Below are 24,340 nucleotides of genomic sequence, written 5' to 3' on the forward strand. Positions count from 1 at the left end.
AACACGCCGGGGCCGCCGCGCCCGGCGAGGGGGTGCGGCGGCCCCGGTGAGGTGCGGCGGCCCCGGTGAGGTGCGGGGCTCGGCGGGGGTCAGTCGGTGGCCTCGGCGAAGGTCTCGGCGAGCGGTTCGCCGCTCTTGCCGCCGGACTGCTCCGGGTGCTCGGCGCGGGACTTCTTCGCCTTCCGCTTGAGCACCAGCGCCGACCCGGCGCCGAACAGCACGGCCGCGCCGAGCCCGATGTACGAGGCGCCCTGGAGGTACTTCTCGGCGACCTTGCCGACCTGGTAGACCAGCAGCGTGGTGCCGCCCGCCCAGACCACGCCGCCCAGCACGTTGGCGATCAGGAACTTCCAGTACGGCATCCGCAGGGTGCCGGCCAGCGGGCCCGCGAAGATCCGCAGCAGGGCGACGAACCGGCCGAAGAACACCGCCCACATGCCCCAGCGCTGGAACTGCCGCTCGGCGGTGGCCAGGTGGTCGGGCCCGAAGTGCTTGGGGAACTTCCGGCCCAGCCGGTCGAACAGCGGTCGGCCGCCCTTGTGCCCGATCGCGTAGCCGATCGAGTCGCCGATGATCGCGCCCGCGATCGCGCAGAGCGCCACGCCCCACGGGCTGACCGTGCCCTTGGCGGCCAGCAGCGCGGCGGTGACCAGGGCGATCTCGCCGGGCAGCGGGATGCCCAGGCTCTCCAGACCGATGATCAGGCCGATGATCGCGTACACCAGGGTCGGTGGGACGTCGTTGATCCATTGGTCGACGTGCAAGGCGGAGTACCTCCGTCTGGGCAGGACAAGGCCGTCGACACGTCGTACGGCACAGTCGTACGGCACACAGGAAAATTTCAGTAAAGAACCAGCCGGGTCAGCCTATCCGCTCCCGCACACCGCGCCGAGTGCCTCCTCCCGGCCCCGGCCCGGCCGCCTCCCCCGCAGGTGCCGTACACCGGATCCAACGCGGCGCGCCGAGCCGTTCGTTCCCGTCCCGGATGTGAGATCACTCAACGCCCGCGGCCCTGTCGCGGCCCTGCGGCGCGGGCCCATACTCCGTCACCTGACACGCCGTGGCACCGCCGCGGCACACCGACGACAGGGGGACGACATGACCGCGCACGCCTCGGCGGCGGGCGACTGGCAGCTCGGCGACCGGCGGGTGAACCGGCTCGGCTACGGCGCGATGCGGCTGACCGGCAACGGGATGCACGGCAACTCCGACGGGCCGCCGATCGACCGGGCGGCCGCCGTCCGGCTGCTGCACACCGCGTTCGAGCACGGCGTGGACCACGTCGACACCGCCGCGTTCTACTTCTCGCCGCTGCGCTCCGCGAACGGGCTGATCGGCCGGGCGCTGGCCGGCTGGCCCGGCGCCGACCGGATCACCGTGGCCACCAAGGTCGGCCCCGGCCGCACCCCCGACGGCGCCTGGTACACCATGGCCCGGCCCGAGCAGCTGCGCGCCCAGGTAGAGGAGAACCTGCGCCAGCTCGGCACCGACCACCTCGACCTGGTCAACCTGCGCCGCAACGGGCCGGACGCGGAGTCCGTCGCCGAGCACTTCGGCGCGCTCGCCGACCTGCGGCGGGCCGGGCTGATCCGGCACCTGGGCCTGTCCGACGCCCGCCCCGAACACGTCCACCAGGCCCGGGCGATCGCCCCCGTGGTGTGCGTGCAGAACTCCTACGGCCTGGACCGCCGACTGGCCGACGACAACGGGCTGCTCGACCTGTGCCGCGGCCTGGGCATCGCCTTCGTCCCGTTCTTCGCCATCTCCGGCCGGGCCCGGGAGGGCGCGCCCGCCGCCGAGCGGGACGCCCGGGTGCGCGCCGTCGCCGCCGCGCACGGCGCCAGCCCCGCCCAGGTCCGCCTCGCCTGGACGCTGCACCGCGGCCCGCACGTGCTGGCCATCCCCGGCACCTCGGACCCCGCCCACCTGGCCGAGAACCTCGACGCCGGGGCGCTGCGCCTGACCGCCGAGCAGCTCGCCCTGCTGGACGGCCAGGACGGCCCGGACGGCCCGGACGGCCAGGCGCCCGGCCCGGGCGTCAGGACGTGAGGAAGTCGAGCAGGTCCTGGTTGAACCGCTCCTTGTCGCCGGGCACCAGCGCGATGCCGTGCGAGCCGCCCTCGTAGACCTTGAGGACCGCGCCGGGGACGAGCTCGGCGGTCTTGCGGCCGGTGGCGTCGATCGGGACGACCTGGTCGTCGTCGCCGTGGACGACCAGCAGCGGGATGTCGAACTTCTCCAGGTCGGCGTGGAAGTCGGTGTGCGCGAAGGCGTCCACGCAGGCCACGCCGCCCTGGATGGTCTCGGCCATGGCCATGTACCAGAAGGCGTCCTTGTTGCCCTCGGTGGCCTTGCTGCCGGGCCGGTCCGCGGAGAAGAAGCCGACCGCGGTGTCCTTCCAGAACTGCGAGCGCTCCTTGAGGATGCCCGCCTTGATGCCGTCGAAGACGGACTGCGGCACGCCCTCGGGGTTGTCGGGGCCCTGGAGCATCAGCGGCGGGATCGCGGAGAGCAGCACCGCGGAGCGGATCCGGGCGGTGCCGTGCCGGCCGATGTAGCGGGCCAGCTCGCCGCCGCCCATCGAGTGCGCCACCAGTGTGACGTCGCGCAGGTCGAGGCTGGTGAGCAGGTCGTTCAGGTCGTCGGCGAAGGTGTCGAAGTCGTAGCCGTCGTACACCGGGGTGGAGCGGCCGTGGCCGCGCCGGTCGTGGGCGATGGCGCGGAAGCCCGCGTCGGCGACGGCCTTCAGCTGGTCCTGCCAGGCGTCGCCGTTCAGCGGCCAGCCGTGGATGAAGACGATCGGTCGGCCGTTCCCCCAGTCCTTGTAAAAGATCTCCACACCGTCGCGGGTCGTGCAAACAGGCATGAGTGTCTCCGATCCGGGGCCAGGCGGCGCCGGTCGGCCAGTCCTGGCGGGGAGGGGTGGGTCGGGTGCGCCGGTCCGGCCGGGGTCGGCGGGACGGCGTCACCTCGACCATTCAAGGCACAGTCCGGGGTCCCGCGCACCCGGGCCGGGCCCGCCCGGCGGCCTGCCGGAGGGCGGGCCGGGCCCGTGCGGTCGGGGCTCGACTCCCCTGCACCGCCCGGGTGTTCAGGCGGGCTCGACGCAGAAGAGGGCCTGCCGGACCCGGGCGGCGGTGGGCGCGGCGGTGAGGCCGTGCACCCGGATGGTGGTGCGCTCGCCGGGCAGCAGGGTGGTCAGGCCGCGGTCGGCGGCGGCGGCCGGGTCGATCCGGTCGGCCTGGAGCAGCAGGTCGCGGACCAGGGTGCGGGCGGTGACGACCACGTCGACCGCGCCGTCCCCGGCCGCCCGCACGGCCAGCTCGTACTCCGGGTGCGGGTAGCCGAACGCCTTGTCGGGGACGGGGACGTGCACGGCGCGCAGGCCGTCGGCGTCCGCGACCAGGTACTCCCGGTCCGAGCCGGCGGCGGGCAGCAGCTCGGCGGGCACCGGCAGCCGGTGGACGGCCCGGGCCGGGGCGGTGAGTTCGACGGCGGTCTCGGCGAGCACCCGGCCGTCGGCGTCCAGGCGGCGCAGGCGCAGCGCGGTGGTCCAGGGTTCGGCGGACTGGTTGACCAGGGCGATCCGGGGCGCGCCGTCGCGGTCGGCGGGCTGGAGGGTGAGCAGCCGGTCGGCGTACAGGCGGCGCAGTTCGTACCAGAGCGGTTTGCGGCGGCCGTCGCCGTCGACGGCGGCCCAGGAGGAGACCGGCCAGCAGTCGTTGAGCTGCCAGACGACGGTGCCGGCGCAGTGCGGCCAGTGCGCGCGCCAGTGCTCGACGCCGGTGGCGACGGCGCGGGCCTGGACCAGCTGGGTGAGGTAGTGCCAGCGGTCGAAGTCGGCGGGCGGCGCGAAGTGGCGCTCCACGCCGCGGTTCAGCTTGCCGTTGCCGTCCGCGGCCTTCTGGTGGTGCAGCAGGCCGGGCGAGTCGGCGGCGAGTTCCTCGCCGGGCAGGGCGCGGCGCAGGGTGGCGTGGGCGGGCGGGGCCTGCCAGCCGAACTCGGCGACGAAGCGCGGGACGGCGGCCCGGTACTCGGCGAAGTCCTGCCGGTTCCACACCTCCCAGGAGTGGTGGGTGCCGTGGTCGACGTCGTTGGGGTGGTGGTCCCAGCTGCCGGACCAGGGGCTGCCGGCCGTGTAGGGGCGGGTGGGGTCGAGTTCGGCGACGATCCGGGGCAGCAGGCCGAGGTAGTAGCCCTCGCCCCAGGAGTCGCCCGCCAGTTCCCGCTCCCAGCCCCAGTCGCGGAAGCCCCACAGGTTCTCGTTGTTGCCGTTCCACAGCACCAGCGAGGGGTGCGGCATCAGCCGGACCACGTTGTCGCGGGCCTCGGCCTCGACCTCGCCGCGCAGCGGCTGCTCCTCGGGGTAGGCGGCGCAGGCGAAGGGGAAGTCCTGCCAGACCAGCAGGCCGAGTTCGTCGCAGGCGTCGTAGAAGGGCTCCTGCTCGTAGATGCCGCCGCCCCAGACCCGGATCAGGTCGACGTTGGCGTCGGCGGCCTGCTGGAGGCGGTGGCGGTAGCGGGCGGGGGTGACCCGGGTGACCAGGGTGTCGTCGGGGATCCAGTTGGCGCCGCGGACGAACAGCCGCTCGCCGTTGACCACCAGGGTGAAACCGCTGCCGTGTCCGTCGGCGGAGGTGTCGAGTTCGACGGTGCGGAAGCCGATCCGGTGCTGCCGGGCGTCGAGCGGGTCGGCGCCGTCGGCGCCGTCGGCGAGCGTCACGTCGAGGTCGTACCGGGCCTGCCCGCCGTACCCGCGGGGCCACCAGAGGGCGACGTCGGCGGCCTCCAGGACGAGCACGCCGGTGTCGCCGTCGAGGACGGCCTCGGCGCGGGCCCCGGCCACCGAGGCGCGCAGGATGAGCGGGCGGCCGGCGCCGCTCGCGGTGCGCTCGACGGTGACGTGCAGCTCGACCCGGCCGGCGGCGCCGTCGACGGTGACCAGCGGGCGGACCTCGGCGAGCCGGGCGGTGGACCAGTGCTCCAGCCGGGCGGGCTTCCAGATGCCCGCGCCGGGCAGGGTCGGGCCCCAGTCCCAGCCGAAGCTGCTGGCCGTCTTGCGGACGTACTGGAACGGCTCGGGGTAGGAGTTGGGGCGCTCGCCCACCAGGGCGCGGACCCGCTCGGCCTCCGCGTAGGCGCTGGTGAACTCCACCTTCAGCTCGCCGGCCAGGCCGGTGGCGTCGAAGCGGTGGCGGCGGTGCATGTTGCGGGTGGAGCCGAGCCGGGTGCCGCCCAGGGTGACGGTGGCGACGGTGTCGAGGCCGTCGAAGACCAGGTCGGTGCGCTCGTGGCGGCTGCCGTGGGCGGGCAGCTCCCGGGTGTAGGTCCAGTCCCGGCGGTCGACCCAGGCCACCTCCGGCTCGTTGGTGCCCAGGTACGGGTCGGGGATCAGCCCGGCGGCCAGCAGGTCGGTGTGGACGCAGCCCGGGACGGCGGCGGGCAGCCGCTGCCCCTCGTGGTGCAGGCTCCAGCCCTGGTCGAGCGGGGTGGTGTCCTTCATCTGTGCGGCTCCTCGGTGGTCCGGCCGGGCCGGTGGTCGGGCGCGCGGCGCGAGCAGCACCGTAACCCGCCCGGAGCAGGCGGAACAGGGGTCCTGGCGGCGGCGGAGCACGCCGCCGGAGCGGCCGACCACCGCCGACCGCACCCGCGCGCAGGACGCCCCGCCGCCGGGCCGGGCCCGGGCCGCGCGCCGGACAGTGGTCGCGGCGGCCCGGCCAGCGGTCGCGGCCCGGTCAGTGGTCGCTGCCCCAGGCGAGGTGGAGGACGGCGAGGTCGTCGGTGTGCCGGCCGGCGTTCAGGGTCTGGGCCTGTTCGATGAGCCGGTCGATCCGGGCGGCCGGGTCGACGGGGTCGGCGGCGGTGGTGCCGATCAGGGCGAGGAGTCCGTCGACCTGGAGCCGCCCTCCGGTGGCGCCGTTGTGCCCCTCGACCAGCCCGTCGGTGTAGATGGTCAGGGAGCCGCTGTCGGGGAGCGGGACGGTGGTGTGCGGCCACTGCCGCAACCCCGGCAGGATGCCGAGGGCGATGCCGTGGGCGGCGGTCAGTTCCCGGGTGCCTTCGGCGGTGGTGAGCAGGGGTTCGTGGTGGCCGGCCAGGTGGAGCGTCGCGGTGCGGTTCTCCTGGTCGAGGGTGAGCAGGGTGCAGGTGGCGAAGAGCGAGGTGTTGTCGCGTTCGGCGACCAGCACCCGTTCCATCAGGTGCAGCAGGTCCTGGCCCCGGTGGCCGCCGAGGATCAGCGAGCGCCAGGCGATCCGGAGCAGGACGCCGAGGGCCGCGGCGTCCCGGCCGTGCCCGCTGACGTCGCCGACGACGGCGTGCAGCAGGCCGTCGTCGCCCTCGACCACGTCGAGGAAGTCGCCGCCGAGCAGCGCCATGGGGGCGCCGGGCAGGTAGCGGCTGGTCACCTCGACCTTGGAGGTGCCCAGGATCGGCGGCGGGAGCAGGCCGCGCTCCAGCCGGGCGTTCTCCTCGGCGCGCAGCCGCCCGGCCTCGGCCTGGATGCTGGCGCGCTCGGTGCGGCTGCGGTAGACGGCGTAGCGCAGCGAGCGGCGCAGCAGTTCGGCCTCGACCTTGCCCTTGACCAGGTAGTCCTGGGCGCCGGCGGCCATCGCCTCGGTGCCGGCCCGGTCCTCGGACAGGCCGGTGAGGACGATGACGGCGCTGTGCGGCGCGAGTTCGCGGACGGCGGTGACGGCGGCGGTGCCGGAGACGTCGGGCAGGTGCAGGTCGAGCAGGATGCAGTCGGTCCGCTGCTCGGCCAGGGCGGCCCGGGCGGCGGCGAGGGTGGTGCGGACGGTGAGTTCGAAGGGCATCCCGGTGTCGTGCAGGAGTTCCTCGACCAGGATGGCGTCCGCCTCGTCGTCCTCGATCAGCAGGACGCGGTAGGCCGGTTCGTCGGGGTCGCTGCGGGGCGGGCTGGTGACGGTGGACGTCATCGCGTTTCCCGCCCTGGTTCGGCGTCGGCGGTGTCCGTCGCGGCAGCGGTCTCCGTCCCGTCGGGGGTGTGCGTCGCGGCGGGGTGCGTCGCCGCGGGGTACCCCGCGGCGGCGAGGTACGTCGCGGGGACGGCGGGGAGCTCCGCCGCGTCGGGGGTCTCCGTCCCGGCGGAGACCGCGGGCGGCTCCGGGGAGATGGTGAAGGTGATCCGGGCGCCCTCGCGGTGGTACGGGTCGACGGCGATCGTCCCGCCGTGGAACTCGACGATCTTCTTGCACATGGCCAGGCCGATGCCGCTGCCCGCGTAGGCGTCCTTGGTGTGCAGGCGCTGGAAGATCACGAAGACCTTGACGGCGAACTCCGGGGGGATGCCGATGCCGTTGTCGGTGACGGCGAAGTGCCACAGCCCGCCGTCGTGCGCGGCCGAGACGTGGATGCGCGGGGCGGTGCCGGGGCGGCGGAACTTGACGGCGTTGCCGATCAGGTTCTGCCAGAGCATCCCCATCTGGGTGAGGTCGGCGAACAGGGTGGGCAGCGGGTCGTGGGTGATCTCCGCGCCCGACTCCGCGATGTTGTCGCTGAGCACGTCCAGGGTGCGTTCCAGCACCTTCTCCAGGTCGACGTCCTGGTGGTTGCGGTGCACCCGGCCGACCCGGGAGAAGTCCAGCAGGTCGTTGATCAGGACCTGCATGCGGTTGGCGCCGTCGACCGCGAAGTCGATGTACTGGTCCGCCCGGGCGTCGAGCCGGCCGCCGTAGCGGCGCTGGAGCAGCTGGGTGAAGCTGGAGACCTTGCGCAGCGGCTCCTGGAGGTCGTGCGAGGCGACGTAGGCGAACTGCTCCAGTTCGGCGTTGGAGCGCTGGAGGTCGGCGGCCTGGGCGTCCAGGCGCAGGCGGGCCTGCTCGGTGAAGGCCAGCTCCCGCACCAGCCGTCGGCGCATGGAGTCGATCTCGGCGCTGAGGCGGCGCAGGTCGGCGGGGCCGCTGCCGATGATGGGGTGATCGAAGTCACCCGCAGCGATCCGGCGGGCGTCCGCGCCGAGCCGCTCCAGCGGGTCGGTGATGCCGCGGCGCAGCCCCTCGAAGACCAGCACGGTCAGCACGACGATGACGACCGCGATCGCGGTGAACACCCAGTTCCGGACCCGGGTGGTGGCCAGCAGGTCGGCCCGGGCGGCGGCGCGGTCGGCCCGCAGGTGGTCCTGCTGGCGCGAGAGCTGGACCCGGATCCGGTCGAACTCGGCCTTGCCCGCTTCGGCCGAGGCGGCGGCCTGCGGCACGGGCGCGCCGGGGGGCGCGGCGGCGATCGGCTCGGCGACCTCCCGCTGCCACTGCCCGGCCGCGGCCTCGACGGCGGCGAGGTCGGCGAGCGCGGAGTCGTTGCCGTGCAGGAGGCCGAGCAGGGTGTCGGTGTGGGTCTTCTGGTCGGCCAGGCCCTGCCGGTAGGGCTGGAGGAACTCCGGGTTGCCGCTGAGGCCGTAGCCGCGGATGCCGGTCTCCTGGTTGAGCAGCACCGATTCCAGGCGGAACGCGGTGGACATGGCGGGCGAGCGGACGTCCACCAGGTTCGTGCTGATGTCCTGGGTGCGGCCCAGCGCCCAGAACCCCGCGACACCCAGCAGTGCCAGGACGGCCAGGGACAGCGCGGCACCCACCCGCAGCCAGCGCCTGGTCGTCCACGTGGACAGCGAGCGTCCGCGGGTCGGCCTGCGGTCGTCGTGCATGGTGTGAACCCCTCCGGGAAAGGCCGACCCGGGAGGGCGGCGCAGCGCACACTGTAGAGGCTGTCCGACAAGCGTTGTTGTCGAGGGGTGAAATCAGGGCCTATTGTTCGGCTATGCCTGGCAAGAACTTCGTGCTCCGCTCCACCCCGCAGGAGACGGCCGCGATCGCGGACGCCGCGGTGGCGCGGCTGGCACGGCGCCTGGTCGCGGAGCTGCTCCAGGAGAGCGGCGGCGAGCTGAGGCAGGCCCTCGGCACGCTGCACGTCCTGAACCAGCTCCAGCAGGCCGCGGAACGCCTCCAGCGGGACGCGGCCGCGACCGCTGCCAGGGCAGGAGCCGGTTACCCCCAACTCGGCTCCGCATGCGGCATGACCCGCCAGGGGGCCCGGCACCGCTGGCCCGGCCTCTACGACCATTCCGACGAAGCACCTACGGAGACCCCGACCATGACCAGCCCCGCCCGTGCCTTCGACGTGTTGCTGGTCGAGGACGACGTCGCCGACGCCATGCTCATCGAAGAGGCGCTGACCGAGCGTGGCACCCGGAACCTCGTCCAGGTCACCGACGGCCTCGCCGCGCTGGAGCACCTGCGCACCCCGGGCACCGTCCGCCCCGACCTGATCGTCCTGGACCTCAACATGCCCCGGATGAACGGCCGCGACCTGCTCCGGGTCCTCAAGTCCGACGAGGACCTGCGCACCATCCCGGTCGTGGTCCTCACCACCTCCTCCGCCCCCGACGACGTCACCGGCGCGTACAGCAGCCACGCCAACGCCTACGTCACCAAGCCGGTCAACCTGGCGGAGTTCGAGCAGGCCGTGCAGAGCATCGACGCCTTCTACCTCGACACCGCCACCCGCCCGCCCCGCGACTGACCCGCCCCACCACCCCGGCCGGGCCCACCAGCCCGGCCGGGGCCCCGCACTCCCCCGCGTCCCGCTCCGCACCGGCCACCTGCGGGTCATCGCGTCGTCAGGTCCCCGCCGCGCCACGGCGGGGCGGCTGCTGGTAGCGTCGCCATCTTCGCCGGACGCCCCGGCGGAGTACCCCTCGGCAGGGACCGGCATGACGACCGCGCAACAGCGCCTGCACCACGCCCTGGACGCCCTCGACCGCACCGCCCGCCCCGGACCGGCGGTCGGCGGCTGCGAACACTGCTACACCGCCGGGCAGTTGGCGGCCCTGGCCGGTCCGCCGGCCCTGGTCCCGAACAGTCTGCTGCACTCGGTGGCCGCGAAGAGCCCCGACCACTGGACGGACTTCCCGACCCTCTACCGGCGCCTCGCCCCGCGCATCCTGCGCCAGTTGACCACCGGCACCCTGGCCGTCGACGGCCCGCTGGTCGCCGACCGCCTGGTCGCCGCCGGCTGGCCGGACTGGCACCGCGCCGAACTCGTCCGGGAGGTCCTGGACGCCTGGTGGCCCGCGGCCCTGGCCGACCCGGGCGCGGACGCCGCCGAGGTGCTGGGCACCCTCGCCGTCGCCACCGGAACGGTCACCCCCTGGCTGCGCACCTGGGCCGAGACCCCCACCCCCACCGCGAACCGCCACCTCGCCGACACCCTCGACCGGTGGCTGACCTACGGCGAACTCCCCGACCTGCGCCTCGGCTTCCACCGCGACCTGCCCGTCGGCCCCGAGGTCGCCGCCTGGATCTCCGACCTCCCCCCGCACCGCATCGGCGAGGACCGGCGGTACTGGCTGGAGCTGGCCCTCCGGGACTGACCCCCGGCCGCCGCCCCGGGGCCCGCCCCGCCGGACTCAGTCCGGCGGCGGGGTCTCGCCGGAGCCGCGCGGGACGAGGAGGGTGGGGAGTTCGAGGCGGGCGGGCGGGGTGGTGTCGCCGGTGAGGCGGTCGAAGAGGCGGCGGGCGGCGAGGGCGCCGAGGGCGACCGGGTCCTGGGCGACGACGGTGAGGCCGGGGGTGAGCAGGTCGGCGAGTTCGAGGTCGTCGAAGCCGACCAGGGCGGGGCGGCGGTCGGCCGGGAGCCGGTGCAGGGCGACGAGGGTGACGCGGTTGTTGGCGGTGAACAGGGCGGTGACGGCGTCGGGGCCGGTGGTGAGGCGGTGCACGGCGGCGGCGACCCGGGCGCGGTCGGTGGGGCCGCAGTCGACCCAGCGTTCGTCGACCGGCAGCCCGGCGGCGGCCATCGCCGCGCGGTAGCCGCGCAGGCGTTCGGCGGCGGTGTGGATGGACGGGAGGTCGCCGACGAAGCCGATCCGGCGGTGACCGTGGGCGATCAGGTGCGCGGTGCCGGCCTGCGCGCCGCCCGCGTTGTCGCTGAGCACGGCGTCGGCGTCGATGCGGCTGCCGGGGCGGTCCAGGAAGACCACGGGGGTGCCGGACTCGATCTCGGGCAGCAGGTAGCGGTGGTCGTCCCCGGCCGGGACGACGATCAGCCCGTCCACCCGCCGGGCGCAGAACGCCAGCGCCAACTCCCGTTCGCGCGAAGGGTCCTCGGAGCTGGAGCCGGTGAACAGCAGGCAGCCCTCGGCCGCCGCGACCTGTTCGACGGAGCGGGAGAGCGCGGAGGAGAACGGGTCGCTGATGTCCTCCAGCAGCAGCGCGACGCTCGCCGTCCGGCCGGTGCGCAGCAGCCGGGCGCTGTCGTTGCGCCGGAAGCCGAGCGTCTCGATCGCGGTCCGCACCCGGGCGGCCATCTCGGGCGTCACCCCGCTCTCGCCGTTCACCACCCGGGAGACCGTTTTCAGCCCGACCCCGGCCGCCGCCGCGACGTCCTTCATGGTCGGGCGGGCACCGCGAGGGCTGCTGGCAGGGCTGCTGGTCATGCCAGGGAGGATAGTGCGGGCCCGGCGGGCCCCGGCACGCCCGAGGACCGGCCCGCCCTCCCGGCACCGCCACCACCGCCCCCGCCACCGCAGCTACAGGCAGTGAGCGGCACCGGCGAAGCGGCAGCCCGACGGGGGTGACCGACCCTCCGGGCCGCTCGGCACCGGAGGCACCGGACCGTGACCGAGGGCGCTGGACAACGTTGTCAGATCGCGTCAGAATCACCGGGTACGACCCGGCAGCGCCCTGCCCAGCACCACGGCGCTCCCCTGCCACACCTGCGGAGACGTCACGATGAGTTACGAAACGGCCGGTACCGCCGTCGCCCCCGGCTCCCACGGGTCCGCACCGGACGGCGCTCCCGCCCCCGGGCCGGTCGACGGGCCGCTGATCGCGGCCCTCGACATCGGCGGCACCAAGATCGCCGGCGGGCTGGTCGACACCCGCGGCACCCTGCACCACCGCCTCCAGGTACCCACCCCCGCCGACGGCGACCGGAACGAGCTGATGACCGCCGTCGACCGCGTCCTCGACGACCTCGCCCGCCACCCGGACTGGCACCGCGTCCAGTCCCTCGGCATCGGCAGCGCCGGGCCGGTCGACACCGCCCGCGGCACCGTCAGCCCCGTCAACATCCCCGGCTGGCGGGAGTTCCCGCTGCTCGACCAGGTCGCCGAACACCCCGCCGCCGGCCGCCTGCCGCTCGCCCTCGGCGGCGACGCGCTCGCCATGACCGCCGCCGAGCACTGGCGGGGCGCCGCCCGCCCCTACCGCAACGTGCTCTGCCTGGTCGTCTCCACCGGCGTCGGCGCCGGACTCGTCCTCGACAACGCCCTGCACACCGGCACCACCGGCAACGCCGGGCACCTCGGCCACATCACCATCGACTACAACGGCCGCCGCTGCCCCTGCGGCTCCCGCGGCTGCGTCGAGACGCTCGCCTCCGGCACCGCCATCGCCCGCACCGCCGCCGAACTCGGCTGGACCCCCGGCCCCGGCCAGGACGCCGACGCCGGCGCCGTCGCCCGCGCCGCCCGCACCGGCGACCCGCTCGCCCTGGCCGCCTTCGACCACGCCGCCCGTGCCCTCGCCGCCGGCATCGCCGCCACCGCCACCCTGGTCGAGCTCGACGCCGCCGTCATCGGCGGCGGCGTCGCCCAGGCCGGCCCGATCCTCTTCGACCCGCTCACCCGCCACCTCGCCGACTACGCGACACTCTCCTTCACCCGCCACCTCACCCTGCACCCCGCCCACCTCGGCACCGACGCCGGACTCATCGGCGCCGCCGCCCTCACCCGCCACACCTGGCCCGCCGGCCCCCGCTGACCGCGCCCGCGGCCGAGTGCCGGGCCCCGCGCCCCGGGTGCCGAGGACGGCCGGGCCGCCCCGGTGCTCGTCCCGGAGCGTCACGTCGGCGAACCGGCTGCTCGCGCGGCCGAACACCATGGCGCGCAGCACGAGTCGGCCGTCCGGCTCGGTGGTGCCGTACCCGGCGACGGGGCTGTTGCCGTGTCCGCGCGGCCCGGGCAGCAGGACGCGTTCCGCGGTCACCTCGCACCGGGCACGCGGACGGTCGACCTGCTCCGGCAGCGCCGCGGTGGCGCGGTCGCCCTGGCGGCACTCCGGCCCGAGGACGCCCGCGCCGACGGCGGGCGGCATCCCGTCCGTCCCGAAGCACCCGGGGCGGACGAGCCCGAGCCGGGCCCGGAGGGTCCGCGCCTTGCGGCGGACGGCCGGGGAGCGGACCACCGCGCCCGGTGCGGCGGCAGGTCGGCGAGCGTGCGGTGGCCGGAACCTGCGGGGAACAGCGGCACGTCCCGCCCGCCCGGCCGTGCCAGGTGCGCGGCGAAGACCGGTCCGCGCGGCAGCGGCACGTCCCCGGGCACGTCCCTGGCGCAGTGCCCGGCCAGGTCGACCGCGCCGTCCTGGAGCAGGGCGTCGATCTGCTCGGTGGAGGGGCTCTTGCCGCCGAGCGGGGCGAGGTCGCCGTGCCGCAGGTCCGCCCTCGTGGTCACCGGGACGACCTCGGTCGCCTGGGCGGTCGCGGCACTGCGGATGGAGGCCGTGCGCCACTGGACAGATAGTCTCCGCATAGATAATCTATGGATAGATCATCTAGTCGAGGAGACCACGCATGTGGGAGTACGAGCACGGCATCGAGACCGAGGCCACCCCCGAGGCGATCTGGCAGCTCTGGGCCGACGTTGAGAACTGGGGCACCTGGAACGCCGAGATCGAGAAGATCGAGATCAGCGGCCCGTTCGCGACGGGCACGCAGATCACGATGACGCCGCCCGGGGACGACCCGGTACTGCTGCACATCGCCGAGGCGGTCGAAGGCGAACTATTCGTCGACGAGGCGCGCTTCGACGGCCTGCTGCTGCGCACCACCCACCGGATCGACCGGATCGACCAGCACCGGATCCGCGTGGTGTACCGGATGGAGATCACCGGCACCGGCGCCGACGAGGCAGGCCCGCAGATCGGCCCGGGCATCACCGCCGACTGGCCCGAGACCATGGCCTCGCTGGCCGAGCTGGCGCTGCGCTGATGCCCCTCAGCCCCGGCGACAGCCCCGGATTCCTGCTGTGGCACGCCACGCTGCGCTGGCAGCGCGACATCGCCACCGCCCTGGCCCCGCTCGATCTGACCCACGTGCAGTTCGTGCTGCTCGCCTGCACCTGGTGGCTCAACACCCAAGGCGAGTACCCCAACCAGCTGACCCTCGCCCGCCAAGCCGGCACCGACGTCAAGATGACCTCCCAGGTACTACGCACCCTGGAGCACAAAGGACTCATCGAGCGTGAAGTCGACCCGGCCGACACCCGCGCCAAACGACTGCGCGTCACCGACACCGGCGCCGACCTGGCCCCACGCGCGACTGCCGCCGTTGAGCGCGCTGACGCACGGTTCTTCCAACCGGTGCCCCTCGACGACGCGGTAGCGCTGCTCGGCCGCCTGGCCCGTCCCGGAACCTGAATCGCCCTCACCGACAACCGCAGGCCGCCGACCCCGAACCCCCCGGCCGGTGGCATCTGCAACCGGCCCGCCCCACCCCGGAAGGAGCGGCCGCCCTCCTCTCATGTCTGTCACCCCCGCCGCGGCCGTCGCGCCGACCGTCTCCGGGCGCCACCGGCTGAAGAAAACGGCCTACGGTCGCAAGACCCCGCGTCAGGCCCGGCAGCGGGCAACCATCGTGCTGCCGGCGGCCCGAGGGCGCCCCGGCGCCCGGACAGCCGCGCAGGCGCGGATGCACGTGGACACGGTGCGCACCTGACGGGGCCGGTTCACCGCCGGCGGCCTGCCCCGCCCTCGCCGACCGCAGGCGCTCAGGCAGGCCGCCCTCGTCCACCCCGCGGCAGGTCGCCGAAGTCAAGGCGCCGGCCTGCCGGTTACCCGCCGAGACCGGGGACCCCGCTGCCCCGCCGGTCGTGCCCGGAACCGGCCCGCGAGGTGGCCGCCCGAGCCATCGCCCCGGCCGTGTCGGCCTCCACCGTGCGCCGCCGGCTCAAGGCCGACGCGATCAAGCCCTGGCAGTACCGGTCCTGGATCTTCATCCGCGACCCGAATTTCCAGGCCAAGGCCGCCCGCGTGCTGGACCTGTACGCCCGTACTTTCGACGGCGACCCCCTGGACGAGGAGGAGGACGAGGAGGAGTACGTCATCTCCAGCGACGAGAGGACCTCCCTCCAAGCCCGCTGCCGCTGCCGCCCGACACGGGAGGACCACCGCATGACGGAACGCAAGCCACCCGGTGCGACCTTCGAGAGCTGGGTCGACCGGCAGATCCGGGAGGCCGCCGAGCGCGGCGCGTTCGACGACCTGCCCGGCGCGGGGAAGCCGCTGGCGAACGAGGGGCAGCCGTACCACGAGATGTGGTGGCTGCGGGAGAAGCCGGCGCGCGAGGGCCTCTCCTCCCTGCCGCCTTCCCTCGCCCTGCGGGCCGAACTGCGCGGGGCCCTGGACGCCGCACGCCTGGCACCGACCGGACCGCTGCTGCGCGGCCGCCCGGCCGAGACCAACGCCCGGATCGAAGCCGCCCTGCGCCGCCCGATCGAGGTCCCGCCCCCGGGAGTCGCCCCGGTGGACGTGGAGGCGGCCGTCGCGGAGTGGCGCCACTCCCACCCGTGACGGGCACGGCGGGCGCGGCGGGCGGTTCCCGGGGGCGGGCCGGTCACGTGCCGGGTTCTTCGTCCAGCCGGGTGCGGAGGGTGTGCGCGAAGTCCTCGGCGCGGGCGAGTTGGACGCGCAGGCGGTCGACCTGTTCGGCGGCGGCGCGTTCGTAGGTGCGGACGAGGGCGAGCAGCGCGGGGGGGCCGCCTTCGCCGTAGGGGCCGTCGGCGTCCAGGCGGTCGGTGGCGTCGAGGAGTTCGCGCATCTGGTCGAGGGTGAAGCCGAGCGGTTTCATCCGGCGGATCACCATCAGCCGGGCGACGTCGCGCTCGGTGTAGAGCCGGAAGCCGCCCCGGGAGCGGGCGGACGGGACGACCAGGCCGGTCTCCTCGTAGTGGCGGATGGTGCGCAGGGAGAGTTCGGTGCGGGTGGCGACCTCGCCGATCTGCATGTGCCGGTCCGGGCCCGCGCTCCCGTCCGCGCCCTCGTCCGCGCGCACGGCCCCGTCCACGTCCACGTCCTCGCCCACGCTGCGCCTTCCTCCGTCCACCGGGCGAACCCTACCCTCACGTTAGGGTAGAGTTCGGCTTCCCTCCTTCATTCTCCCCTCTCCGCCCTCCCCTCCACGACGGGTTGCCGCCTCTTGTCCTCCTCCGCCCTGTCCCGCTCCCTCCGCCTGCCCGCCTGGTGCTCCGACCCGAAGGTGTGGCGCACCGAGGTGCTGGCGGGCCTGGTGGTCGCGCTGGCGCTGATCCCGGAGGCGATCTCGTTCTCGGTGATCGCCGGGGTCGATCCGAAGATCGGCCTGTTCGCGTCGGTGACGATGGCGGTGACCGTCTCGGTGGTGGGCGGCCGGCGGGCGATGATCTCGGCGGCGACGGGCGCGGTGGCGCTGGTGATCGGGCCGCTGAACCGGGAGCACGGCCTCGGCTACCTGGTGGCGGCGGTGATCCTGGCGGGGGTGTTCCAGATCGTGCTGGGCGCGCTGGGCGTGGCCGAGCTGATGCGGTTCGTGCCGCGTGCGGTGATGGTCGGGTTCGTCAACGCGCTGGCGATCCTGATCTTCCTGGCCCAGCTGCCGCAGCTGACGCACGTCCCGTGGGCGGTGTACCCGCTGCTGGCGGCCGCCCTGGCGCTGATGGTGTGGTTCCCGAAGCTGACCCGGGTGGTGCCGGCGCCGCTGGTGTCGATCGTGGTGCTGACGCTGGTGACGGTGGGCGCGGGCGTCGCGGTGCCGACGGTCGGCGACCAGGGCGCGCTGCCGTCCTCGCTGCCGGTGCCGGGCCTGCCGGACGTGCCGTTCACGGTGGACACCCTGGCCACCGTCGCCCCGTACGCGCTGGGGATGGCGCTGGTGGGGCTGATGGAGTCGCTGATGACGGCGAAGCTGGTGGACGAGATCACCGACACCCGTTCCGACAAGCGCCGGGAGTCGATCGGGCAGGGCGTCGCCAACATCGTGACCGGGCTGTTCGGCGGGATGGGCGGCTGCGCGATGATCGGCCAGACGATGATCAACGTGAAGGTGTCGGGCGCCCGGACCCGGGTGTCGACCTTCCTGGCCGGAACGTTCCTCCTGGTGCTCTGCCTGGTCTTCGGACCGGTGGTCTCGCGGATTCCGATGGCCGCGCTGGTGGCCGTGATGGTGATGGTCTCCTTCGGCACCTTCGACTGGCACTCGATCGCCCCGGCCACGCTGCGCCGCCTCCCGGTCGGCGAGTCGGCCGTCACGGCGGTGACCGTGGTCGTGGTGGTCGCCACCGGCAACCTGGCGATCGGCGTCGTGATCGGCTCACTGCTCGCCACGGCCCTCTTCGCCAAGCGGGTCGCCCAGCACGCCGACGTCACCGCCACCCCCGACCCGGACGGCGGCCGGGTGGTGTACGCCGTCACCGGCGAACTGTTCTTCGCCTCCGCCGACGAACTGACCACCCGCTTCGACTACGCCGGCGACCCCGACCTGGTCGTCATCGACCTGACCGCCGCCCACGTCTGGGACGCCTCCTCCGTCGCCGCCCTCGACACCGTCCGCGCCAAGTACGCCCAGCGCGGCAAGCAGGTCGAGATCACCGGCCTGAACCACCCCAGCGCCGCCCTGCACGACCGCCTCAGCGGCGAACTCGCCGTCGCCCACTGAACCCCGGCCGTCGTCTCGCCCTCGCCCCTCGCTCCTTCGGCGCTACTTCAACCCGCCGCTGCTCTGGAGGAGTTGGCCGTTGATCCACTGGCCCTGCGGGGAGCAGAGGAAGTCGATCAGGTGCGCGGCGTCCTGCGGGGTGCCGAGCCGGGCCAGCGGGGTGCGGGCGAGCGTCTCGGCGCGCACGGGATCGTCCATCCAGCCGGTGTCGGTGGGGCCCGGGTCCACCGCGTTGGCCGTCACGCCGAGGTGGGCGAGCTCGCGGGCGGCGGCGCGGGTGATCCGGTCGAGGGCGCCCTTGCTGGCGCCGTACGGGAGGTTGCCGACGGTGTGGTCGCTGGTCAGGGCGACGATCCGGCCGGTGCCGAACGCGCCGGTGAAGCGGAGGCCGAACTCGCGGATCAGCAGCCAGCTCGCCCGGGCGTTGACCGCGAAGTGCCGGTCGAAGCTCTCCACCGTGGTGTCCAGCAGCCCGGAGTCGACGGACTCGGCGTGGCTCATCACCAGCGCGGTGACCGGGCCGAGCCCGGCCTCGACCCGGTCGAACAGCCGGGCGGGCTCCGCCCGGTCCGCCAGGTCGGCCGGCACCGCGAGGTGGCGCGCGCCGTGCGCGCCGATCGCCGCGCCGACGGCCGCCACCGCCCCGTCCTCGACGCCCCAGGGCATCCGGGTGTCGTACGGCGTCCAGTAGCTGTGGGCGACGTCCCACCCGGAGGCGGCCAGGCGCTCGGCGACGGCGGCACCGATGCCGACCGTCCGGCCGACGCCGGTGACCAGCGCGACGGGACGCTCGGCGCGGGCGGGATGCGGGTCGGCGGCTCTCACGGCACCGGATCCTGACAGCTCGTCAGCCCCCTGACCAACCGTTTTCCGGCTCCGTCCCGCAGCCCCCGTCCCGGAGCCCCGTCCCGGAGCCCCGTCCCGGAGCCCCCGTGCGCTACTCCGCCGCCACCGCGTCCTCGGTCCCGGCCTCGGTCTCAGCCGCGGCCTCGGTCTCGGCGTGCAGCACGGCCCGGACCGGCCCGTCGGGGTGCACGGTGAGCCCGTACCCGGCCCCGGCGGGGGCGTCCCGGATCTCGGCCCGGTACGCGGGCAGCAGCTCCTCCAGCAGCAGCGCCATCTCCCGGACGGCGAACTGCGCGCCCAGGCAGGCCCGCGGCCCGAGGCCGAACGGGAGGTACGCGCCGGGCGCCGGGCGCCGCTCGGCGTCCAGGAAGCGCTGCGGGCGGAACTCCTCCGGGTCGGGCCACAGCCCGGGGTCGCGGTGGGTCAGGTACGGGGAGAGCAGCACCGTCGTCCCGGCCTCGATCGGGATGCCGTCCAGCGTGTCCGGCTCGGCCGCGTACCGGGGCATCAGCCAGGCCACGGGGTACAGCCGCAGCGTCTCGTCGATCAACGCCCGGATCGCGGCAGCCCGTTCGGCCGAACCGGCCGGTCCGGCGGCCAGCGCCCGGGTCCGCTGCTCGGGGTGCGCGTCCAGCAGCAGGAACAGCCAGCTGAGCGCGGTGGCGGTGGTCTCGTACCCGGCCACCACCAGCGTCATCAGCTCGTCGCGCACCAGGCGCTCGGTGTAGTCCGGGAGTTCGGCCGCGGCCCGGAGCAGCACCTGGATCAACCCCGGCTCCCCGGCCTCCTCGGCCAGCGCGATCGCGCGCTCGGCGACCCGGTCGACGTGCTCGTTGGCCTCCCGGAAGTCGATCGCGGTGTCGCCGGTGGCGGGCGCGAACGCCGGGATCGCCGCGAAGCCCTCCCCGGCCGCGACCAGTCGCCGGTGGGTGTCCGGGTCCAGCGGGTGGGCGGTGAGCGAACGCCAGATCACGTCCAGCGAGAAGTACCGCAGGTCCGCGTCGATCTCCCGCACCTCCCCCGCCGCGGCGGCCACCCGCCAGCGCTCGGCGGTGTCCGCCGCCGCGGCCCGGATCTGCGGCTCGTACGTCCGGATGCCGCGCCCGGTGAACTGCGGCTGCAACAGCTTGCGTTGACGCCGCCACGGCTCACCCGCCGCGCACAGCAGCCCGCCGCCCAGCAGCGGCTTGACCCGGTGCCCGCGCTTCACGTACGTGTCGGGGCTCTTCGCCAGCACCTGCTGCACCTGCCCCGCCCCGGTCACCAGCACGACCTGCCGGTCCCCGAGCCGGAACCCCGCGACCGGACCCAACTCCCTCGCCGCGCCCAGCAGATCGACCACCTGCCCGCCGCCGGCCCGCCAGCGGGCGAACGCCCCGGCGTCGAGTTCGGGAAGAACACTGCTGGCGGCCGTGGCCAAGGCACTCTCCTACCACGCTGGACTGCACCGTACGGACACCGACCACCCTAACGGGAGAACCGCCCCCCGTCGGCGGTCCGACACCGTCTCCGCTCCTCCCGCGCCCCCCTCCTGCTCGTCGAGCCCCCTGCTACGGCCGCCCGCCCCCTTCCCTCCCTACAACCGGTAGTTGAGCGAGTAGGGGAAGGACTCCGCGCCGGGGCGGCAGGTGTACTCGCCGGTGCCGGTGAGCCCCGCCAGGTCCTCGGTGCCGCTGCCCGGGACGACGGTGAAGGCGCAGTGGATGGTGCCGTCGGCCGCGAAGGTGCCGCGCTGCTCCAGGACGAAGGTGCCGTGGCGGCCGTCGACGCTGCCGGTGACCAGTTCCATGCCGGTGAACGCGCCTTCGTGGCCGGTGGTGTAGGCGATGCTGTAGTCGCAGGCGGTGCGGACGGCCTCGATGCCGCCGGTGAAGGTGTTCGCGACCGAGGCGCGCGCGGTCCGCGGGCCCGCCGGGCTCGAAGCCGCCTCCTGCTCCGTCCAGTCGGCGAAGCTGATGCTCCCGGTGGCGGTCCTCCCGGTGGCGGTGCTCCCGGTGGCGGTGCTCCCGGTGGTGGTGCTGATGGTGCTGCCGGTGGTGTCTGCGGTGGTCATGGCGCCGTCCTTCCGTCCGGTGCGCGGCGGTTCCGCGCAGCGAGGGCCCGCGGTCGCGCCCCGCCGGGTGCGCCGCACCACCAAGGCTGGCGGCCATACCTGACACCTCCTGTCAGGTATTCCGGCCGGTCTGCGCGATGATGGCGGGGTGCGCGCCGACCGTCTCCTCGCCCTGCTCCTGCTGCTCCAGAACCGGGGTCTTTGCGCGGCCACCGAACTCGCCGCCGAGCTGGAGGTCTCGGTGCGCACCGTCCACCGGGACGTGGAGGCGCTGGGCGCGGCGGGCGTGCCGGTGCTGGCCGAGCGCGGCCGGACCGGCGGGTACCGGCTGGTGGGCGGCTACCGGACCAGACTGACGGGGCTGACGGGGGACGAGGCCGGGGCGCTGTTCCTCGCCGGGGTGCCGGACGCGGCGAAGGAGCTGGGCCTGGGCGCGGTGCTGGCCACCGCCCAGTTGAAGGTGCGGGCCGCGCTGCCCGTCGAACTCGCGGACCGGACACGGCAGTTGCAGGAGCGCTTCCACCTCGATCCGGCCTCCTGGTTCCGGGACGCGGACCCCGTGCCGGAGTTGGCCCGGGTCGCCGAGGCGGTCTGGGAGCAGCGGGTCCTGCGCGTGCACTACCGGCGCTGGCGCGGCGAGGTGAACCGCGAACTGCGGCCGCTGGGGCTGGTGTTGAAGAGCGGCATCTGGTACCTGCTGGCGTCCGCCGCACCGGCCCCCGAGGGCGTCCCGCCCGTCCCCGCCCGCACCTCACCGGCTCCCGGGAGCGCCGCGCCGCCCGCCGAGGCCGCCGCCGCGGTCCGCACCTACCGGGTCTCCCGGATCCTGGCCGCCGAGGTCGCCGACCGGCACTTCACCCGCCCGCCGGACTTCGACCTCGCCGCGCACTGGGCGTCCGCCACCCGTGAGTTGACGGGCATGCTGCACCAGGACACGGCCACCGTCCGGGTCTCCCCGCGCGCGCTGCGGCTGCTGCCCGCCCAGTTCGGCACGGCGGGTGCCGAGGCCGCCCGGCAGGCCGGCCCGCCCGACCAGGAGGGCTGGGCGGTGGTCGAACTCCCGGTCGAGTCCACGCCGGTGGCCGTCTCCGACCTGCTCCGGCTCGGCCCGGACGCGGAGGTGCTGGCCCCGCCCGCGCTGCGCGCCGCCGTCGCCGAGGCGGTCGCCGCCCTGGCCCGCCGCTACGCCGAAACGAGCACTACGGCCGCCCCGTCCTGATCCGGCCGCGTCCGCCGAGCACCCCGTCCAGCGGGGCGGCGCGCGGTTCTCCCGGGGCGGCCACCGCGCCGTGGTGGCACGGCACCGTCCGGGCGCACCGCGGATATCGGCGCACCGCGGATATTCGGGTGCCGATCGCCGGGCGGGCCGTTACGGTGGCGGGCATGAAGCGCGCCGCGATGTCGACGACGACGCCGGAGAGTGTCCCGGCGCGCTGACCGCTGTGCGTGTGCGAGCCCCGGGGCCGAGAGCTCCGGGGCTTTCGCGTGTGCACGTGCACGTCCTCCCCGGCGGCCCGGCCCCTCCCCGTGAATCCGTTCCGTACGTCCCCGAGGAGACCGCCGTGTTCGAAGCACCCGACGTTCCCGACGTGCCCGCCGCATCCGCCGGGCCCGCCGCGCCCGCCGCGCCCGACCACCGCCGGCTGGGCCGCGAGCTGGGCCTGTTCGACACCGATCCGCTGATCGGCTCCGGTCTGCCGTACTGGCTGCCGGACGGCGCCGTGGTGCGCCAGAGCCTGGAGGACTTCGTCCGCGCCCTGGAGCGGCGGGCGGGCTACCGGCACGTGTACTCGCCGGTGCTGGGCAAGCGCGAGCTGTACGAACTCTCGGGGCACTGGGCGCACTACCGGGAGGACATGTTCCCGCCACTGGAGATGGGCGGCGACGAGCAGCTGGTGCTGCGTCCGAGCCTGTGCCCGCACCACGCGGTGCTGTTCCGGTCCCGGTCCCGCAGCTACCGGGAGCTGCCGCTGCGGATGGCCGAGCTGGGCGACATGTACCGCTCCGAGCGCTCGGGCGTGCTGGGCGGGCTGACCAGGGTGCGGGCGATCCGGCTGAACGACGCGCACGTGTTCTGCACCCCGGAGCAGGCGGCGGCGGAGGTGCGCGGCGCGCTGGAGCTGATCGTGGCGGCGTACCGGGCGATGGGCGTCGTCCCGTCCCGCTACCGGCTGTCGCTGCCGGGCCCGGGCGGCAAGTACGCGGCGCGGCCGGAGCTGTGGGAGCGGGCGACCGCGATCCTGGTGCGGGTGCTGGCGGAGCTGGGCCTGCCGTACGAGGAGGGGGTCGGCGAGGCGGCGTTCTACGGGCCGAAGATCGACGTGCAGGTGCTGGACGCGGCGGGGCGGGAGTCGACCCTGTCGACCGTGCAGGTCGACTTCCACCAGCCGGAGCGGTTCGACCTGCACTACGCAGGGCCGGACGGGGCGCGGCACCGGCCGGTGATGGTGCACCGGTCGGTGGTGGGCAGTGTGGAGCGGGCGGTGGCGCACCTGATCGAGCGGCACCGCGGGGCGTTCCCGGCCTGGCTGGCGCCGGTGCAGCTGGCGGTGCTGCCGCTGGGCGCGGAGCAGGCGGAGGCGGCCGGGGCGCTGGCCTCCCGCTGCCTGGAGCTGGACCTGCGGGCCGAGGTGCTGGGCGCGGAGCGCGGTTCGCTGGGGGCCCGGGTGCGGGCGGCGCGGCTGGTGCCGTACCAGGTGGTGCTCGGTCCGCGCGAGGCCGCCGGCGGGAGTCTGGCGCTGCGGCTCCGGGACGGTCGGCGGCTCGGCCCGGCGCCGGCCGGCGAGGTGCTGGCGCGGATCGCCGGACGCGTCCGGTCGCACGCCGTCGAGCTGTGGTGAGCGCCACCCGGGGCACGTGACGCCGCCCACGCGGACGGCGTCCGCGCACCGCCCGCACGCCGTCCCGGGGGTGTCCCCGGAACCGCCCGCCACCCGTGTCCCGCCCGCACCGCACCCGTCCTGCGTCCGACCCGCACCCCCTTTACGCAGGGCTTATTCACGGTACGGGCGGTCGGGACGGGTGCCGTCCGACCCTCGTCCCCGGGACCTTCGGCGTGCCATACTCCTTCACCATGACCGGCATTCACGCGACCAAGGCCCTGCGGGGCGCGGTGTTCACCGCGCTCGCCGTGCCGCTGGCCGCGTTCGGCCAGGTGGCGATCACCGGGCGTGCCCTGCCGCTCACCCTGGTCGCGGCGGCGAGCGTCGCGGTCTTCCTGCTGGCGGTGGTCCTCGACGGGGCGCGCCGCCGTTTCCTGCTGCTGTCCTCCGTGCTGGTGCCGGTGGAGCTGCTGCTGAACACCACGTTCAACCTCGGCCAGGACGCCTGTGCGCGGCCCGCCCGGGGCGTGGACCTGCTGGTCTGCGGCGGCGACTCGGTGGGCGGCTCGGAACTGTTCGCGCAGTGGACGCACGACTCGGCGGGCCTGCTGCGCCTGCTGGTGCTGGCCGTGCACCTGGCGCTGGCGCTGGCCGCCGCGGCCTGGCTGCGGCTGGCGGACGACGCGCTCAGCGGCGTCGCGGCGGCGCTGGACGCACTGGCCCGCCTGCTGCCCGCACCCTGGCGCGCGCTGCTGTCGGCCGTCCGCCCGGCCTGCCCGGCCGCGCTGCTGCCGTCCCCGGGCACCGAGCCCGCGGCCCGCCGTCCACAGGTGCTCGTCCTCTCCCCCGCTCCGCGTCGCGGCCCCCCGCAGCCGGCCCTCGCCAGCTGACGGACCGTCACCCGGACGCGTTCCGT

General features: G+C 74.9%; 22 protein-coding genes. 11 read left to right on the forward strand and 11 right to left on the reverse strand.

Features of this window, described 5'->3' with window-relative positions; translation table 11 throughout:
- Positions 1 to 89 precede the first annotated feature (89 nt).
- Complete coding sequence (locus ACIQVD_RS14235) at positions 90 to 764, reverse strand: DedA family protein (protein ID WP_400686104.1); 675 nt, start codon at positions 762 to 764, stop codon at positions 90 to 92.
- A 334-nt stretch (positions 765 to 1,098) separates the two neighbouring features.
- On the opposite strand from ACIQVD_RS14235, the gene ACIQVD_RS14240 reads away from it, so the two are divergent.
- Positions 1,099 to 2,049, forward strand: coding sequence for an aldo/keto reductase (locus tag ACIQVD_RS14240; RefSeq protein WP_402289000.1), 951 nt, complete (start codon positions 1,099 to 1,101; stop codon positions 2,047 to 2,049).
- Here the strand turns inward: ACIQVD_RS14240 and ACIQVD_RS14245 are convergent.
- The 4 genes from ACIQVD_RS14245 to ACIQVD_RS14260 form a co-directional block, all read right to left on the reverse strand.
- Entirely contained in the window at positions 2,039 to 2,866 is an 828-nt protein-coding gene (locus tag ACIQVD_RS14245) for an alpha/beta fold hydrolase (RefSeq protein ID WP_400686110.1), read from the reverse strand. The two genes, ACIQVD_RS14240 and ACIQVD_RS14245, sit on opposite strands and share 11 nt — an antisense overlap.
- 225 nt (positions 2,867 to 3,091) lie before the next feature.
- On the reverse strand, positions 3,092 to 5,503 hold the full coding sequence (locus tag ACIQVD_RS14250) for a glycoside hydrolase family 2 protein (protein WP_402289004.1): 2,412 nt from the start codon (positions 5,501 to 5,503) through the stop codon (positions 3,092 to 3,094).
- Between the two features lie 232 nt (positions 5,504 to 5,735).
- Positions 5,736 to 6,938, reverse strand: coding sequence for a PP2C family protein-serine/threonine phosphatase (locus ACIQVD_RS14255; RefSeq protein WP_400686114.1), 1,203 nt, complete (start codon positions 6,936 to 6,938; stop codon positions 5,736 to 5,738).
- Complete coding sequence (locus ACIQVD_RS14260) at positions 6,935 to 8,662, reverse strand: CHASE3 domain-containing protein (RefSeq protein ID WP_402289006.1); 1,728 nt, start codon at positions 8,660 to 8,662, stop codon at positions 6,935 to 6,937. Before ACIQVD_RS14260 ends, ACIQVD_RS14255 begins: the two co-directional genes overlap by 4 nt.
- A 113-nt stretch (positions 8,663 to 8,775) precedes the next feature.
- Here ACIQVD_RS14260 and ACIQVD_RS14265 point away from each other — a divergent pair, with 113 nt between their 5' ends.
- A complete protein-coding gene (locus ACIQVD_RS14265) occupies positions 8,776 to 9,537 on the forward strand; it encodes a response regulator (RefSeq protein ID WP_402289009.1) in 762 nt (253 codons plus the stop codon).
- A gap of 190 nt (positions 9,538 to 9,727) precedes the next feature.
- Positions 9,728 to 10,387, forward strand: a complete 660-nt coding sequence (locus ACIQVD_RS14270) for a hypothetical protein (protein ID WP_402289011.1) — start codon at positions 9,728 to 9,730, stop codon at positions 10,385 to 10,387.
- A 36-nt stretch (positions 10,388 to 10,423) separates the two neighbouring features.
- Here the strand turns inward: ACIQVD_RS14270 and ACIQVD_RS14275 are convergent, their stop codons facing one another.
- Positions 10,424 to 11,452, reverse strand: coding sequence for a LacI family DNA-binding transcriptional regulator (locus ACIQVD_RS14275; protein ID WP_402289014.1), 1,029 nt, complete (start codon positions 11,450 to 11,452; stop codon positions 10,424 to 10,426).
- Between the two features lie 295 nt (positions 11,453 to 11,747).
- Here ACIQVD_RS14275 and ACIQVD_RS14280 point away from each other — a divergent pair, with 295 nt between their 5' ends.
- Complete coding sequence (locus ACIQVD_RS14280; protein WP_402289016.1) at positions 11,748 to 12,779, forward strand: ROK family protein; 1,032 nt, start codon at positions 11,748 to 11,750, stop codon at positions 12,777 to 12,779.
- A 221-nt stretch (positions 12,780 to 13,000) separates the two neighbouring features.
- Here the strand turns inward: ACIQVD_RS14280 and ACIQVD_RS14285 are convergent, their stop codons facing one another.
- Positions 13,001 to 13,546: a hypothetical protein gene (locus ACIQVD_RS14285; protein WP_402289019.1), complete on the reverse strand. Its 546-nt coding sequence runs from the start codon at positions 13,544 to 13,546 to the stop codon at positions 13,001 to 13,003.
- A 41-nt stretch (positions 13,547 to 13,587) separates the two neighbouring features.
- Here ACIQVD_RS14285 and ACIQVD_RS14290 point away from each other — a divergent pair, with 41 nt between their 5' ends.
- The 3 genes from ACIQVD_RS14290 to ACIQVD_RS14300 all read left to right on the forward strand — a co-directional run bounded on the left by ACIQVD_RS14290 (position 13,588) and on the right by ACIQVD_RS14300 (position 15,584).
- The gene (locus ACIQVD_RS14290; RefSeq protein ID WP_402289022.1) at positions 13,588 to 14,004 is read left to right on the forward strand and encodes a polyketide cyclase; all 417 of its coding nucleotides are present in this window, start codon (positions 13,588 to 13,590) and stop codon (positions 14,002 to 14,004) included.
- On the forward strand, positions 14,004 to 14,432 hold the full coding sequence (locus ACIQVD_RS14295; RefSeq protein WP_402289025.1) for a MarR family winged helix-turn-helix transcriptional regulator: 429 nt from the start codon (positions 14,004 to 14,006) through the stop codon (positions 14,430 to 14,432). Before ACIQVD_RS14290 ends, ACIQVD_RS14295 begins: the two co-directional genes overlap by 1 nt.
- A gap of 753 nt (positions 14,433 to 15,185) precedes the next feature.
- Positions 15,186 to 15,584 (forward strand): DUF1992 domain-containing protein, encoded by a 399-nt coding sequence (locus ACIQVD_RS14300; RefSeq protein WP_402289504.1) that lies wholly within the window; start codon positions 15,186 to 15,188, stop codon positions 15,582 to 15,584.
- A 43-nt stretch (positions 15,585 to 15,627) separates the two neighbouring features.
- Here the strand turns inward: ACIQVD_RS14300 and ACIQVD_RS14305 are convergent, their stop codons facing one another.
- Entirely contained in the window at positions 15,628 to 16,017 is a 390-nt protein-coding gene (locus ACIQVD_RS14305; protein WP_402289506.1) for a MerR family transcriptional regulator, read from the reverse strand.
- Between the two features lie 192 nt (positions 16,018 to 16,209).
- Here ACIQVD_RS14305 and ACIQVD_RS14310 point away from each other — a divergent pair, with 192 nt between their 5' ends.
- Positions 16,210 to 17,703 (forward strand): SulP family inorganic anion transporter, encoded by a 1,494-nt coding sequence (locus ACIQVD_RS14310; RefSeq protein WP_402289028.1) that lies wholly within the window; start codon positions 16,210 to 16,212, stop codon positions 17,701 to 17,703.
- 42 nt (positions 17,704 to 17,745) lie between these two features.
- Here ACIQVD_RS14310 and ACIQVD_RS14315 read toward each other — a convergent pair whose 3' ends face one another.
- The 3 genes from ACIQVD_RS14315 to ACIQVD_RS14325 all read right to left on the reverse strand — a co-directional run bounded on the left by ACIQVD_RS14315 (position 17,746) and on the right by ACIQVD_RS14325 (position 20,602).
- Positions 17,746 to 18,528: an SDR family oxidoreductase gene (locus ACIQVD_RS14315; RefSeq protein ID WP_402289030.1), complete on the reverse strand. Its 783-nt coding sequence runs from the start codon at positions 18,526 to 18,528 to the stop codon at positions 17,746 to 17,748.
- Positions 18,529 to 18,640: 112 nt separating this feature from the next.
- Complete coding sequence (locus ACIQVD_RS14320; RefSeq protein ID WP_402289032.1) at positions 18,641 to 19,969, reverse strand: cytochrome P450; 1,329 nt, start codon at positions 19,967 to 19,969, stop codon at positions 18,641 to 18,643.
- 156 nt (positions 19,970 to 20,125) lie between these two features.
- Positions 20,126 to 20,602, reverse strand: a complete 477-nt coding sequence (locus tag ACIQVD_RS14325; RefSeq protein WP_402289035.1) for a DUF3224 domain-containing protein — start codon at positions 20,600 to 20,602, stop codon at positions 20,126 to 20,128.
- A gap of 148 nt (positions 20,603 to 20,750) precedes the next feature.
- Here ACIQVD_RS14325 and ACIQVD_RS14330 point away from each other — a divergent pair, with 148 nt between their 5' ends.
- From ACIQVD_RS14330 to ACIQVD_RS14340, 3 genes are all read left to right on the forward strand, one after another.
- A complete protein-coding gene (locus tag ACIQVD_RS14330) occupies positions 20,751 to 21,821 on the forward strand; it encodes a helix-turn-helix transcriptional regulator (RefSeq protein WP_402289037.1) in 1,071 nt (356 codons plus the stop codon).
- A gap of 370 nt (positions 21,822 to 22,191) precedes the next feature.
- Positions 22,192 to 23,442, forward strand: coding sequence for a threonine--tRNA ligase (gene thrS / locus ACIQVD_RS14335; RefSeq protein ID WP_402289508.1), 1,251 nt, complete (start codon positions 22,192 to 22,194; stop codon positions 23,440 to 23,442).
- Between the two features lie 233 nt (positions 23,443 to 23,675).
- Positions 23,676 to 24,314, forward strand: coding sequence for a hypothetical protein (locus ACIQVD_RS14340; protein ID WP_100835129.1), 639 nt, complete (start codon positions 23,676 to 23,678; stop codon positions 24,312 to 24,314).
- Positions 24,315 to 24,340 lie beyond the last annotated feature (26 nt).

Origin of the sequence: Kitasatospora sp. NPDC090308 (assembly GCF_044769485.1) — a bacterium.
In the GTDB taxonomy this organism is placed as follows: domain Bacteria; phylum Actinomycetota; class Actinomycetes; order Streptomycetales; family Streptomycetaceae; genus Kitasatospora; species Kitasatospora fiedleri.

Coding starts and splice junctions, on each gene's coding strand:
- ACIQVD_RS14240 (WP_402289000.1), top strand. CDS start 1,099: ATGACCGCGCACGCCTCGGCGGCGGGCGACTGGCAGCTCGGCGACCGG.
- ACIQVD_RS14245 (WP_400686110.1), bottom strand. CDS start 2,866: ATGCCTGTTTGCACGACCCGCGACGGTGTGGAGATCTTTTACAAGGAC.
- ACIQVD_RS14250 (WP_402289004.1), bottom strand. CDS start 5,503: ATGAAGGACACCACCCCGCTCGACCAGGGCTGGAGCCTGCACCACGAG.
- ACIQVD_RS14255 (WP_400686114.1), bottom strand. CDS start 6,938: ATGACGTCCACCGTCACCAGCCCGCCCCGCAGCGACCCCGACGAACCG.
- ACIQVD_RS14260 (WP_402289006.1), bottom strand. CDS start 8,662: ATGCACGACGACCGCAGGCCGACCCGCGGACGCTCGCTGTCCACGTGG.
- ACIQVD_RS14265 (WP_402289009.1), top strand. CDS start 8,776: ATGCCTGGCAAGAACTTCGTGCTCCGCTCCACCCCGCAGGAGACGGCC.
- ACIQVD_RS14270 (WP_402289011.1), top strand. CDS start 9,728: ATGACGACCGCGCAACAGCGCCTGCACCACGCCCTGGACGCCCTCGAC.
- ACIQVD_RS14275 (WP_402289014.1), bottom strand. CDS start 11,452: ATGACCAGCAGCCCTGCCAGCAGCCCTCGCGGTGCCCGCCCGACCATG.
- ACIQVD_RS14280 (WP_402289016.1), top strand. CDS start 11,748: ATGAGTTACGAAACGGCCGGTACCGCCGTCGCCCCCGGCTCCCACGGG.
- ACIQVD_RS14285 (WP_402289019.1), bottom strand. CDS start 13,546: ATGCGGAGACTATCTGTCCAGTGGCGCACGGCCTCCATCCGCAGTGCC.
- ACIQVD_RS14290 (WP_402289022.1), top strand. CDS start 13,588: ATGTGGGAGTACGAGCACGGCATCGAGACCGAGGCCACCCCCGAGGCG.
- ACIQVD_RS14295 (WP_402289025.1), top strand. CDS start 14,004: ATGCCCCTCAGCCCCGGCGACAGCCCCGGATTCCTGCTGTGGCACGCC.
- ACIQVD_RS14300 (WP_402289504.1), top strand. CDS start 15,186: ATGACGGAACGCAAGCCACCCGGTGCGACCTTCGAGAGCTGGGTCGAC.
- ACIQVD_RS14305 (WP_402289506.1), bottom strand. CDS start 16,017: ATGCAGATCGGCGAGGTCGCCACCCGCACCGAACTCTCCCTGCGCACC.
- ACIQVD_RS14325 (WP_402289035.1), bottom strand. CDS start 20,602: ATGACCACCGCAGACACCACCGGCAGCACCATCAGCACCACCACCGGG.
- ACIQVD_RS14340 (WP_100835129.1), top strand. CDS start 23,676: ATGACCGGCATTCACGCGACCAAGGCCCTGCGGGGCGCGGTGTTCACC.